Raw genomic sequence first — 12,590 nt, 5'->3', positions numbered from 1 at the left:
CAAATGTGGGAGCGAGCTTGCTCGCGAATGGGCGCAACTCGGTCTCAGGGTTTTAACGCTTTCTTCGGGTAGATGTCATACCGACTGGATTTGCCATCCAGCGCATGGCTCGGCTTCGGCCCCTCGATGCACGGCGCCTTGCGCGGGCGCTTGACCACCACCCTATGTGTCGCCAGGGCCAGCGCCGCTTCGAGCAACGCCGGCGCATCCGGATCATCACCGACCAGCGGCCGGAACAGGCGCATCTCTTTCTTCACCAACGCGGTTTTCTCGCGGTGCGGAAACATCGGGTCGAGGTAGATCACCTGCGGCGGCTCGCCTTGCCAATTGCGCATCACTTCGATGGAGTTGCCCTTGAGCAGCTTCATCCGCGCGACAATCGGCGCCACGTCGAAATCTTCCGCCGCCCGCGCCAGACCATCCTCCAGCAACGCCCCGATCAGCGGCTGGCGCTCGATCAGGCTCATCTCGCAGCCCAGACTGGCCAGCACGAACGCGTCCTTGCCCAGCCCCGCCGTGGCGTCCAGCACCCGTGGGCGCACGCCTTGAGCGATGCCGACCGCCTTGGCGATCATCTGCCCGCTGCCGCCGCCGTACAGACGCCGGTGCGCCGCGCCCCCCTCGACAAAGTCCACCCGCACCGGTCCCGGCGCATCCGGGCCGAGCTGCTGCAGCTGCAAACCCTGCTCGCCGACCTGCAAGGCGAACTCGCCGTCGTCCACCTGCAGCGGCAGGCCCAGGCGCTCCGCCCATTGCTCGGCTTGCGCTTCAAACGTCGGGCCGAGGGCCTGGACATGGATGCGGCAGGCCGCGGGTTGCTCAATCATGAAAACACGCTCAAAAAAAGTTAAGGATCGGCAAAAAGTGGCCGATAAACCAATCAACGCGCATTTTGCCAGAGCTGAGCGTCAACCGAAAAAAAATGTCAAGCATTCTTCCCACATCGATTGGCTACATTTCGCCCAAGGGCGACTTCAGCCGTCATAACACTCAAGCATTGGGCGGCGTCAGTCACCTGTGGCAGGATTTCTTTGCCCAGGCCCTGGCCGAACAGACGAGTGATGTGGTGCCAGCCTGCGGCACATTCCCGCCGGTTGACCTGAACAGCCCGGAAGAACCGACGCTTGGCAGCGAGCTGCACGCGCACATCGTCGAGCAGCGTCAGTGCGATGTGGTCGAGACCGAAGTGCGTCCGCCGGAGCCGCTGTTCCTGCCGATCGCCGAGTTCGAAACCGATCTGCTGGACAAGCCGTTCCCACCGTTCCCGCCAGAAGAACTCAAGGCTCAGCAGGAGCAGCAAGACTTCGACAGCAGCTGGGTTCGCCCGATCGTGATCACCAACGGTCAGCCTGTGCCAGAGCCGGGTCCGGCGCCGCAGAAGAAGCCGCTGTACCTGCCGATTGCCGAGTTCGATCTCGACCTGCTGCAAAAACCTTATCCGCCGTTCCCGCCGGAAGAAATCGTCGAGCAGCAGAAAGCGCTCGACTTCGATAACGGCTGGGCGCGCCCGATCATCCTGCAGAACCTGCGCCTCGCCGCCTGATCCCTCAGCGACACACGCTCCAACGCCCGACATCGACATGAAAGTGATTGCGATGGGCGGCGTTGTAATCCGGACTCAACACCACACTGAACGCCTCACAGGCGCCATCGCGCACCTGGCGCAGAAACTGCGCGTCCTGATTTTGCTTCGGCCAGTCTTTGAGCACACTGACGCTGCGCCCATCCGCCAGCCGAAAACCGCTGATGTCCAGCGCATCGGCACTGGCGTGGCGACTGAGCGCCCCGCTCTCGCGGTTGTAGACATTGCGGCAGGCAAAGCTGCCGAGGTGATCGATACGCGCCACAGACTGGCCGTAAAGCGCTTGCGCGGCAGGTTGCAGGGTATGTCGTTCAAACATCGCGTAAGCCACCGCCAACGGACAACTGGCGAGGAAGCTGCTGCTCAGCGCCACCTCGCCGCCCTGCACGCGCACGGCGCCAATCAGCGGGCACTTGGCGTCGGGACTGTCGGCTTGCGCGGTGACGCGCAGACCCGAGTGGCTCAGAACGTGTGCGCATAACTCGGGGTTATTGCGCAGGCGCATCAGCTTGAAACCGGTCAGCCAGTTCGGCGCGGCCTTCACGTCCAGCGGCGCCCACGGGTTCCACTCGGCCGGCACGTCGACCCAGCCGCGCCAGACGCTGACCACGGCGCCAGCAATCATCAACAGTACCGACAGCGCGATCCAGCGGCCCATGCTCAGCCTTTGAAGAACTGATTGGCCTGAGCGTACGGCATCGATTGCGCAGTGAAGCCGAAGGTGCCGTGCTGCTGGATCTCTTCAGCCGCGCGGTAAAACTCGCCGAACGCTGCCAAAGCCAGCGCCGAACCGGTGCTGATCCTGCGCACACCCATTTCTTCCAGCGCCTGCACGGTCAGTTTCAAACCGCCGGACATCAGCACGTTGACCGGTTTTGGTGCCACCGCGCGCACCACCGCCAGCACTTCTTCGGCGCTGCGCAAACCCGGCGCGTACAGCACGTCGGCGCCCGCTGCGGCAAAGGCCTGCAGGCGGCGGATGGTATCGTCGAGATCGGGATTGCCGTGCAAGTAGTTTTCCGCACGGGCGGTCAGGGTGAAGGGAAATGGCAGCGTGCGCACTGCGGCGACGGCGGCTTCGATGCGCGCCACAGCGTGTTCGAAGCAGTAGATCGGCGCGTCGGCACGGCCCGTGGCGTCCTCGATCGAACCGCCCACCGCGCCCGCCTCGGCGGCACGCAGCAAGCTTTTCGCACACTCGGCCGGGTCATCGGCGAAACCGTTTTCCAGGTCCACCGCCACCGGCAGATCGGTGGCCGCGACAATTGCCCGGACATTGGCCAAGGTCTCATCGAGACTCAGGGCGCCATCGGCCTTGCCTTGGGAAAACGCATAACCGGCACTGGTGGTCGCCAACGCCTTATAGCCCAGACTGGCGAGCATTTTCGCCGAGCCGGCATCCCACGGGTTGGGGATGACGAAAATCCCCGCACCTTCATGCAGGGTCTTGAAGGCCTGGGCTTTGCGGGCTTGTTCTTGAAGGGCGTGGGCGTTCATCGGCAGGCTCCTGGGCAGGGGAAAAATCCGCCTTCAGAGCAAGCCGAGTTGCTCGGCGGCGGGTTCTCTGTATAGCTCAGGCAGGGACGGCAGGCCAGGCAAACGTTGCATCAATTGTGCGTGAAAACGTTGCGCCAGCTTCGCCGCCATCACGTTGTCGGCAGTGTGCAGGAAGATGTACGGCGTGCGGCCCTCTTCAATCCACTCGGCGATTTTCGCCACCCACGGCACGAGAAACGGATCGTTGGCTTCCAGCTCCGGATGGCCAATGAAACGTACCTGCGGAGATTGGGTAAACGCCGCCGGACGGGTCGGCACCCGAGGCTTTTTCGATTGCGCGTGGATCACCGAAGACTCGGTCGACAGGCAACTGAACAGCGCCCGCGGATCGAGGCAGATGCGCTCCACGCCACGCTCAAGCAGCAGACGATTGAGCAGGCGCTCGCTCTCGCCCTTGGCGAAAAACTGTTCGTGACGGACTTCCACTGCCAGTGGCCGGTCCAGCGCGTCGATGAACGCCGTCAGCTCGGGCAATCGATGCGGGGTGAAGCTTTTCGACAGTTGCAGCCACAGCGGCGAAACCCGTTCGCCGAGCGGGCTGAGAAGATTCACGAAGGTTTCGGCGGCGGTCAGCTGATCACGCAGGTCACCGCTGTGGCTGATGTCGCCGGGAAACTTGGCGGTGAAGCGAAAATGTTCGGGCATGGTCTCGGCCCAACGCTGCACGGTGGCCGGCGACGGGCTGGCGTAGAAGGTCGTGTTGCCTTCGACGGCATTGAACACTTGAGCATAGAGACTGAGGAAGTCGGAAGTCTTGGCGTCTTCGGGGTACAGATACTCGCGCCAGGCGTTTTCGCTCCAGGACGGACAACCGAGGTAGTAAGGCAGATCCATCAGATGTACAGGTCGAGGCCCAGCACATCCGCATCCCAATCGACAAAACCGGCGGTGCTCAGGTAGCTGGCCAGGGCCATCGCTACGCTTTTGCTCATGGCGCGGTGATAAATCATGTCTTGCTGACGGGCAGGCAGATTGGCCAGACGTTGTGCGGAGGCTTTGGCAGCGCGGGCGGCCAGTTGCTCTTCAGTCGGGAATTCCAGCTCGCCATCGATATCGTCGACGGACTCATCCAGCGCCACATTGCCTCTGCGAGGCTTGCGCTTGATGGGGTAGGACTGAGAGGAAAGGCCGTCTATACGCATAATTTCATGCTCGGTATCGATGATGGCAATTTAGCGGCACTTGACCGACTTAGCAAACCGCCGAGTGATAACTAGAACACATAAAGCGTAAAAGGTTTAAAGCGCGGGGTTGGAAACTGACGATTGGCAGAATTTGGAATAAGCAGTGGGATTGTGGAGAGCCTTATGTGGTGAGGGGATTCATCCCCGATGGGTCGCGAAGCGGCGCCAAAATCGGCGACTGCTTCGCAGCCGATCGGGGATAAATCCCCTCACCACAGAAGCTACCCCGCTAGAAGTCAGGACTCAGCGAGCCTTTGGAGTAGCGACTTTGTCGCGCAGGTAAACCGGTTGCGCATCATCGGCCGGGATCGACTCGCCGCGCGCCCAGGCAAATCGCGCCAGGGTCAGCAGGTCTTCGGCGTGAGGCAGCATGCTGGCATTCGAGCCGCTCAGGCTGACTGCGATCCGCTCGCCATAGCCCCAACCGGTGCCCGCACCGAACCACTCGCCGCTGGCATCGGCCGGCAGCGCCGCGGCTTCCGGTGGCAGCACCGCTTCGGCACCCACCAGACGCATCTCGCCGGCGGTCTCGCGGTAGCAGCCCCAATACACTTCATCCATACGCGCATCGATGGCCGCCGCGACCTGGCTCACACCGTGTTCGCGATACGCACGCTGTGCCAGCACCGCCAGGTTCGACACCGGCAGCACCGGGCGATCCAGCGCAAAGGCCAGACCTTGCACCACACCAATGGCGATCCGCACACCGGTAAACGCCCCCGGCCCACGACCGAAGGCAATGGCGTCCACCGCTTGCAACGTGGTGCCGGCGTCGGCCAGCAGTTGCTGGATCATCGGCAGCAGCTTCTGCGCGTGCAGACGCGGGATCACCTCGTAATGGCTCGTGACCTTGCCGTCATGCAGCAAGGCAACGGAGCAAGCTTCGGTCGCGGTGTCCAGGGCCAGCAAGGTGCTCATCGATGTTTCCAAAACAGGTGGGAGAAAAAGAGCGTCAGTATAAACAACTACGGCCCGCAAGCGGGCCGTGGATGATGCAGCGGATCGGCTTTTTCAGCTAAGCGCTTCGAGCACCTTGGCGGTGATCGCTTCAACCGAGCCAACGCCCGGGATGTGGCTGTACTTCGGCTTGCCGTTGGCAGCGGAGAGCTTCTGGTAGAAATCCACCAGCGGCTTGGTCTGCGAATGGTAGACCGACAGGCGATGACGCACGGTTTCTTCGGTGTCGTCCTTGCGCTGCACCAGATCGTCGCCGGTAACGTCGTCTTTGCCAGCCACTTTCGGCGGGTTGTAGACGATGTGGTAAACGCGGCCGCTGGCCTCGTGAACGCGACGACCGGCGATACGCTGAACGATTTCTTCGTCTTCAACAGCGATTTCAACCACGGCGTCCAGTTCGACACCGGCAGTCACCAGGGCTTCGGCTTGCGGAATGGTGCGCGGGAAGCCGTCGAACAGGAAGCCATTGACGCAGTCGGGTTGAGCGATGCGATCCTGCACCAGCGCGATGATCAGGTCATCCGACACCAGGCCGCCGGCATCCATGATGCTCTTGGCTTGAACGCCCAGCGGAGTGCCGGCCTTGACCGCAGCACGCAGCATGTCGCCGGTGGAGATTTGCGGAATGCCGAATTTCTCGGTGATGAACTTAGCCTGAGTACCTTTACCGGCCCCGGGAGCTCCCAGCAGAATGACGCGCATCGATGTGCTCCTCAATTTTTTATATAGAAAACAACGGGATTCGCCTCTTTGGGCCAATCTCAAAAAAACGGGTCGTGGCCGCACAAACGGCCAAAGGCTGATCAAGATACACAGCAGGCTGCGCCCACACAAGACGCCAAAAGTCGGAGAAACCGGCGCCCGCCGCGACCTTGCGACGCGGTAACCCAAGTCGCAACCCCATCATTAACTGTCGCCTGCCCGCACTTTCTGCCTGTGTACAAAGCGGCACCCGGCCTGTGCACCGGGTGCCTGATAGCACCGCAAAAACCTTAGCCGGTATTGCGCAATCCGGCGGCAATCCCCGCCACAGACACCAGCAGCGCCTGCTCCACCGGGCTGCCCTGCTCGACATTCTGCTGCCGCGAACGAGCCAGCAGCTCGGCCTGCAATAGATGAAGCGGGTCGAGGTAAGTGTTGCGCAAACGGATGAATTCCAAGGTGTCTGGGCTATGTGCCAGCAGTTGCGACTGACCGGTCAGGCCGAGCACCACCGTGCACGCCTGCGACAATAGGTCGCGTAACTGTGCGCCCAACGGCAGCAAGTCCGGCTCGACCAGACGCTGGTCGTACGACAGCGCGATGTCGGCGTCGGCTTTGGCCAGGACCATTTCCAGCATGTCGATACGGGTGCGGAAGAACGGCCACCGTTCACGCATCTGCCCAAGCAGTTCGCCCTCGCCGCGCTCCAGCGCCTTGCTCAATGCAGTTTCCCAGCCGAGCCAGGCCGGCAGCATCAGACGAGTCTGGGTCCAGCCGAAGATCCACGGAATCGCCCGCAGGCTCTCGATCCCACCCGCACGGCGCTTGGCCGGACGGCTGCCGAGGGGCAAGCGTCCCAGCTCCTGCTCCGGTGTCGACTGGCGGAAATACTCGACGAACTGCGGATTCTCCCGCACCACGGCGCGGTACGCGGCGACGCCGTCGGCGGCCAGTTCATCCATCAGGTGCCGCCATTCCGGCGTCGGCGGTGGTGGTGGCAACAGCGTCGCTTCGAGCACCGCGGCCAGATACAGGTTGAGGTTCTGCTCGGCGATGTCCGGCAAGCCGAATTTGAATCGAATCATTTCGCCCTGCTCGGTGGTGCGGAAGCGCCCCGCCACCGACCCCGGCGGCTGCGACAGAATCGCCGCGTGCGCCGGTCCGCCGCCGCGGCCCACGGTGCCACCGCGACCGTGGAACAACAGCAGTTCGACTTGCTGCTCGCGGCAGATCTCCACCAGCCGCTCCTGCGCGCGGTATTGCGCCCAGGCGGCGGCGGTGGTGCCCGCATCCTTGGCCGAGTCGGAGTAACCGATCATCACTTCCTGCGGGCCTTGCAGCCTTGCGCGGTAGCCCGGCAACAGCAACAGACGCTCCATCACCGGCCCGGCGTTGTCGAGGTCGGCGAGGGTTTCGAACAGCGGCACCACGCGCATCGGCCGCAACACGCCGGACTCTTTGAGCAGCAACTGCACTGCCAGCACGTCGGAGGCGGCGCCCGCCATCGAGATCACGTAGGAACCCAAGGACGCGGCCGGTGCGGCGGCGATTTCCTTGCAGGTGGCGAGCACTTCCGCCGTGTCGGCGGACGGTTTGAAATGCGCCGGCAGCAGTGGCCGGCGATTGCTCAATTCGCGAGTGAGGAAGCTGATGCGCTGTTCTTCGTCCCAGTCTTCGTAGCGACCGAGGCCAAGGTAATCGGTGATTTCGGTCATTGCCGAACTGTGCCGCGTCGAATCCTGACGTACATCGAGGCGCACCAGAAACAGGCCGAAGGTCACCGCCCGGCGCAGGCAATCGAGCAACGGCCCGTCGGCAATCACGCCCATGCCGCATTCGTGCAGGGAGTTGAAACACAGTTCCAGCGGATCGAGCAGATCGCGGTTGTTGTGCAACACGTCGGCCGGCGCCGGTGTGCTGGCGGTGAGCGAGGCATGCGCCCAATTGCGCGTGGCACGCAGGCGTTCGCGCAATTGCTTGAGCACCGCACGGTAAGGTTCGACGCTGTCACCGGCCTTGGCCTTGAGCGCATCACTGGCCTGCTGCATCGACAGCTCCGCAGCCAGATGATCGACATCGCGCAGGTACAGGTCGGCAGCCATCCAGCGCGCCAGCAACAGCACTTCGCGGGTAACCGCTGCTGTGACATTCGGGTTGCCGTCACGGTCGCCGCCCATCCATGAAGCAAAGCGGATCGGCGCCGCTTCCAGCGGCAAACGCAGGCCCGTCGCTTCATAAAGCGCCTTGTCGGCCTTGCGCATATGGTTGGGGATCGCCTGCCACAGCGAGTGTTCGATGACCGCAAAACCCCACTTGGCTTCATCGACCGGGGTCGGCCGAGTGCGGCGGATTTCTTCGGTGTGCCAGGCTTCGGCGATCAACCGTTGCAGGGTGTTCTGGATCTGTTCGCGCTCGGCACTGGTCAGGTCGCGGTGATCCTGCGCGGCCAGTTGCGCGGCGATCGCGTCGTACTTCTGGATCAGCGTGCGCCGCGCCACTTCGGTCGGGTGCGCAGTCAGCACCAGTTCGATTTCCAGGCGCGCCAGTTGCAGGGCCAGGGATTCGGCGCTGTGGCCTTCGTTGCGCAGGCGAGCGAGCAGTTCCGGCAGTACGCGGGACTCGAACGGCGCAGGCTGCGACTCTTCGCGGCGATGAATCAGCTGATACTGCTCGGCGATGTTCGCCAGGTTGAGAAACTGGTTGAACGCCCGCGCCACCGGCAGCAGTTCGTCTTCGCTCAACTGATTGAGGCTGGCGCTGAGTTCGGCGTCCATCGAGCCACGCCGGTCGGCCTTGGCGCCCTTGCGGATCTGCTCGATCTTGTCGAGAAATTCCTCGCCGTACTGGTCGCGGATGGTATTGCCTAACAGCTCACCCAACAGGTGAACGTCCTCGCGCAAGCGTGCATCAATATCGGTCATCAGCAGTTCTCCAGCGGTAATCGGGACGGCTCAGAAACGAATGCTTTGCCCAGAGAGTGCCGCTCTACGGCGCTTCTTACAAGCAGACGACGAAGGGACTTTAAACCTTGCGGCTTGAAGCTAGTCTCAACAGTAAGCCGCACAACGGCTTGCCGGCCGCGCCGGACACTCACCCGATCCTGCCATGAGCAGGTACGACATGAGGTCATCATGAAAATCCGTGAACTCGCCCAGCATTGGGAAGAAAACGCCAAGGGTCGCCTGACCGACACTGGCTACACGATTCATCTGGACGTCGAGGCCGCTGCGCGACTGGCGGCGATTGCCGAGATGTACCCCAAACGTCATCCGGAAGAACTGCTCGGCGAACTGATCGGCGCCGCGCTCGAAGAGTTCGAGGCGAGCCTGCCGTATGTGAAAGGTTCGACGGTGGTGGCGACGGATGAAGAAGGTGATCCGCTGTATGAGGACGTCGGGCCGACGCCACGGTTTCTGGCGCTTTCACGCCGGCATTTGCAGGATTTGTCCGCCGCTGCCGGCAAGCAAAAACACTGATCAGACAACACAAAAACCTGTGGGAGCGGGCTTGCCCGCGATGGCGTCAGTTCAGTCACATCAGTGTTGAATTTGATGGCCTCATCGCTGGCAAGCCAGCTCCCACAGGGATCGTATCCTTCTCCGCTTCTGCACGATTTTTTCCCCGCGCGTACCTCTCCCCGCCTCCAAAGTTCCCGGTTTAGAGCCTTGTCGACTTGGTCAAAAAAACTTTTGGCGATAGGCCATCTTTTCTGAACTTTTGAAAAACGCCTTCGGTCGGAAGCTGTAACCACGCCTGGAACGAGCGTTTCAAAAACGCGCTTTTACACGACGCTTGCGGCTCCTCGACCAGGATGGATTTTCGGTTTTATCAGGAGTTAAACAATGGAGTTGAAGACCATGAAGACCCAAACCTCGTTCTCCCACCTGCGCGGTCTGAAACTGGCTGCTCTGGCCATCGGTACCAGCTTCGTACTGGCCGGTTGCGCCGGTAACCCGCCAACCGAGCAGTACGCCGTGACCCAATCGGCGGTCAACAGTGCGGTCAGCGCCGGTGGTACCGAGTTCGCTGCTGTGGAAATGAAGCAGGCGCAGGACAAGCTCAAGCAAGCCGAAATCGCCATGCACGACAAGAAGTATGAACAGGCTCGCACCCTCGCCGAGCAAGCCGAATGGGACGCTCGCGTAGCAGAACGCAAGGCTCAGGCTGCCAAGGCCGAACAGGCTGTGAAGGATTCCCAGAAAGGTGTTCAGGAACTGCGTCAGGAAAGTCAGCGCACCGTGCAGTAAGCGCGCATCCCGAATCGCAAAGCTGAAACTTTTATCGATAGAAAGGACGACAAATTATGCGTAAGCAACTGATGATCCCCGCTCTTCTGGCCGCAAGCGTTGCCCTGGCTGCCTGCTCCACCCCGCCTAACCCGAACCTGGAACAGGCGCGTACCAACTACGCCGGCCTGCAGGCCAACCCACAGGCAAGCAAAGTCGCGGCCCTGGAAACCAAAGACGCCAGCGACTACCTGGACAAGGCCGACAAGGCTTACCTGGACAAGGAAGACGCGGCCAAGGTTGACCAACTGGCCTACCTGACCAACCAGCGCGTGGAAGTGGCCAAGCAGACCATTGCCCTGCGCACCGCTGAAAGCAACCTGAAGAACGCTGCCGCGCAACGTGCCCAGGCCCGCCTGGACGCTCGCGATCAGCAGATCAAACAACTGCAGCAGAGCCTGAACGCCAAGCAGACCGATCGCGGTACGCTGGTGACTTTCGGTGACGTGCTGTTCGCCACCAACAAGGCTGATCTGAAGTCCAGCGGTCTGGTGAACATCAACAAACTGGCGCAGTTCCTCCAGGAAAATCCGGATCGTAAAGTGATCGTCGAGGGTTACACCGACAGCACCGGCTCGGCTTCGTACAACCAGTCGCTGTCCGAGCGTCGCGCGACTTCGGTTCAAGTCGCGCTGATCAAGATGGGCGTAGATCCTTCGCGTATCGTGGTTCAGGGTTATGGCAAGGAATACCCGGTTGCCGACAACGGCAGCGTTTCCGGTCGTGCGATGAACCGTCGTGTGGAAGTGACCATTTCCAACGACAACCAGCCAGTGATGCCACGTTCGGCGGTCAGCTCGAACTAAGCAACACGCGCTAACGCAAAAGCCCCGCCTGAGTGATCAGGCGGGGCTTTTTTCAAGATCAAAAAGATTGCAGCCTTCGGCAGCTCCTACAGGGATCGTGTTCCAATGCAGGAGCTGCCGAAGGCTGCGATCTTTTTGCTTTTATGGCTCGAGTTTCTGCGGGGTTTCCTGGCCCATGCAGCGCACGGCTTTTTTTCTGCGCATTGATCAGCACCCCGGTCAGGCCTTTCTGCTCGGTGTCGAACAGCACCAGCACGCCGTCGATGCACTGCGCCACCTGCGGCGCCGGGTCCAGCGAGACTTTGTAGTCTTCGCCCGGCACGGTCTTGAGCATGGTGAATTCGTTGAGCAGCAGCGCATCCTCGGGTTTGGCGAAGTGCAGGTAGCCGTAATACCACAGCGCCCCAACGGTGCCGAGGATGCTGCAGATACCGGTGATGATCAGCGGGATGGCGTTACGTTCTTCAGTCATTGCGGACTCTCATCTTCAGAATTCGGGGGTTGCGGATAATTGGGGATCTCGCCGAGGCGGCGCAGGCCGTTGAAGTGCTCGGGATCTTCCAGATAACGCAGCATCACTTGGCGCCAGACCGGGTCGCCGAAGGTCTGTACGTGGCCGCCGCGGGTCAACTGCAACACCCGTGGTGGCGGCGCTGCCTGATACAGGCGGATGGCGTTGGACATTGGCACCAGTGGGTCGTCGATGCTGTGAAAGATCAGTTTCGGCACGCCGTTAAGCTGCGGCATCGAGTTGATCGCGCTGTCGCCGTCCGGCACCAGCCACGACAACGGCACTTGAAACGGCCAGGTCAGCCACGACGTGCTGAGGGCGTACTGACCGACGCTGCGGTAACTGGCGGGTACACCGTCGAGCACGAAGGCTTTCAGCTGTTTCTGCCGCTCGGGGTGCTGCACCAGCCAATGCACGGCCATTGAGCCGCCGAGGCTCTGGCCGAGGAGGATCAGCGGCTTGCCTTTGACCTCTGGCGCCTGATCCAGCCAGGCGAACGCGGCGTCGATGTCCTGATAGATCGCCGGCAGACTCGGCTCGCCCTCGGACAAGCCATACCCGCGATAGTCCACCAGCAGCACCTGATAGCCGTTTTTCGGCAACCACCAACTGCCACCCAGGTGCATCGGCAGATTGCCGCCGTTGCCGTGCAGGTGCAGGACTGTGCCTTTGACCTCGACACCGGGCTTGGCCGGCAGCCACCAGGCGTTGAGCTTGAGGCCGTCGGCCGTGACCAGTGTGACGGTGCGGTATTCGAGCCTGGCTTTTTCCGGGGTGAAGATCTGGCCCGGTTCGGGGTAAAACAACAGCGAACTGCAACCGCCGAGGGTCAGGAGCAGGCAAAGGATGCCGAGGATTCTCATCCGGTGAAACCTCGCAGGATTCGGGTTGAAAACAATAATTGTGTCAACAAATAACCCTGTGGGAGCTGGCTTGCCAGCGATAGCGGTGGGTCAGCCAACATCAATATTGACTGTCAGACTGCAATCGCTGGCAAGCCAGCTC

Annotated in this window: 13 protein-coding genes and 1 pseudogene; 4 read left to right on the top strand and 10 right to left on the bottom strand. The window is 61.7% G+C overall.

What is annotated here, in order from left to right; genetic code table 11:
- Positions 1 to 44 precede the first annotated feature (44 nt).
- Positions 45 to 827, bottom strand: a complete 783-nt coding sequence (locus HT737_RS21300; protein ID WP_220459458.1) for a class I SAM-dependent methyltransferase — start codon at positions 825 to 827, stop codon at positions 45 to 47.
- A 95-nt stretch (positions 828 to 922) separates the two neighbouring features.
- On the opposite strand from HT737_RS21300, the gene HT737_RS21295 reads away from it, so the two are divergent.
- Entirely contained in the window at positions 923 to 1,543 is a 621-nt protein-coding gene (locus HT737_RS21295) for an energy transducer TonB (protein ID WP_182403952.1), read from the top strand.
- Between the two features lie 4 nt (positions 1,544 to 1,547).
- On the opposite strand, the gene HT737_RS21290 is transcribed toward HT737_RS21295, so the two are convergent.
- From HT737_RS21290 to ppc, 7 genes are all read right to left on the bottom strand, one after another.
- The gene (locus HT737_RS21290) at positions 1,548 to 2,240 is read right to left on the bottom strand and encodes an extensin family protein (protein ID WP_182403951.1); all 693 of its coding nucleotides are present in this window, start codon (positions 2,238 to 2,240) and stop codon (positions 1,548 to 1,550) included.
- A gap of 2 nt (positions 2,241 to 2,242) precedes the next feature.
- Positions 2,243 to 3,079 carry an oxaloacetate decarboxylase gene (locus HT737_RS21285; RefSeq protein WP_182403950.1) on the bottom strand — a complete coding sequence of 279 codons (837 nt, stop codon included), beginning with the start codon at positions 3,077 to 3,079 and terminating at the stop codon, positions 2,243 to 2,245.
- 33 nt (positions 3,080 to 3,112) lie between these two features.
- Positions 3,113 to 3,973, bottom strand: coding sequence for a DUF72 domain-containing protein (locus tag HT737_RS21280; protein ID WP_047292812.1), 861 nt, complete (start codon positions 3,971 to 3,973; stop codon positions 3,113 to 3,115).
- Positions 3,973 to 4,281, bottom strand: a complete 309-nt coding sequence (locus tag HT737_RS21275; protein ID WP_182403949.1) for a hypothetical protein — start codon at positions 4,279 to 4,281, stop codon at positions 3,973 to 3,975. The genes HT737_RS21280 and HT737_RS21275 overlap by 1 nt, the downstream gene beginning before the upstream one ends.
- 285 nt (positions 4,282 to 4,566) lie before the next feature.
- The gene (gene tsaB / locus HT737_RS21270) at positions 4,567 to 5,241 is read right to left on the bottom strand and encodes a tRNA (adenosine(37)-N6)-threonylcarbamoyltransferase complex dimerization subunit type 1 TsaB (protein WP_182403948.1); all 675 of its coding nucleotides are present in this window, start codon (positions 5,239 to 5,241) and stop codon (positions 4,567 to 4,569) included.
- Positions 5,242 to 5,334: 93 nt separating this feature from the next.
- Entirely contained in the window at positions 5,335 to 5,982 is a 648-nt protein-coding gene (gene adk / locus HT737_RS21265; RefSeq protein ID WP_025112233.1) for an adenylate kinase, read from the bottom strand.
- A gap of 290 nt (positions 5,983 to 6,272) precedes the next feature.
- Positions 6,273 to 8,903 (bottom strand): phosphoenolpyruvate carboxylase, encoded by a 2,631-nt coding sequence (ppc, locus tag HT737_RS21260; protein WP_182403947.1) that lies wholly within the window; start codon positions 8,901 to 8,903, stop codon positions 6,273 to 6,275.
- Positions 8,904 to 9,113: 210 nt separating this feature from the next.
- Here ppc and HT737_RS21255 point away from each other — a divergent pair, with 210 nt between their 5' ends.
- From HT737_RS21255 to HT737_RS21245, 3 genes are all read left to right on the top strand, one after another.
- A complete protein-coding gene (locus HT737_RS21255) occupies positions 9,114 to 9,458 on the top strand; it encodes a hypothetical protein (RefSeq protein WP_003222064.1) in 345 nt (114 codons plus the stop codon).
- A 366-nt stretch (positions 9,459 to 9,824) separates the two neighbouring features.
- The gene (locus HT737_RS21250; protein ID WP_007964219.1) at positions 9,825 to 10,229 is read left to right on the top strand and encodes a DUF4398 domain-containing protein; all 405 of its coding nucleotides are present in this window, start codon (positions 9,825 to 9,827) and stop codon (positions 10,227 to 10,229) included.
- A gap of 56 nt (positions 10,230 to 10,285) precedes the next feature.
- Complete coding sequence (locus tag HT737_RS21245) at positions 10,286 to 11,074, top strand: OmpA family protein (RefSeq protein WP_182403946.1); 789 nt, start codon at positions 10,286 to 10,288, stop codon at positions 11,072 to 11,074.
- Positions 11,075 to 11,215: 141 nt separating this feature from the next.
- Here HT737_RS21245 and HT737_RS21240 read toward each other — a convergent pair.
- Both HT737_RS21240 and HT737_RS21235 read right to left on the bottom strand, forming a co-directional pair.
- A pseudogene (locus HT737_RS21240) lies at positions 11,216 to 11,546 on the bottom strand (hypothetical protein).
- Positions 11,543 to 12,448, bottom strand: a complete 906-nt coding sequence (locus HT737_RS21235) for an alpha/beta hydrolase (RefSeq protein WP_182403945.1) — start codon at positions 12,446 to 12,448, stop codon at positions 11,543 to 11,545. Before HT737_RS21235 ends, HT737_RS21240 begins: the two are co-directional and overlap by 4 nt.
- Positions 12,449 to 12,590: the final 142 nt, after the last annotated feature.

Source organism: Pseudomonas sp. MD195_PC81_125, assembly GCF_014060985.1.
Taxonomy (GTDB): Bacteria; Pseudomonadota; Gammaproteobacteria; order Pseudomonadales; family Pseudomonadaceae; genus Aquipseudomonas; species Aquipseudomonas parakoreensis.
The sequence above is the reverse complement of the archived record's forward strand: the minus strand, read 5'-3'. Positions and strand labels throughout refer to the sequence as shown.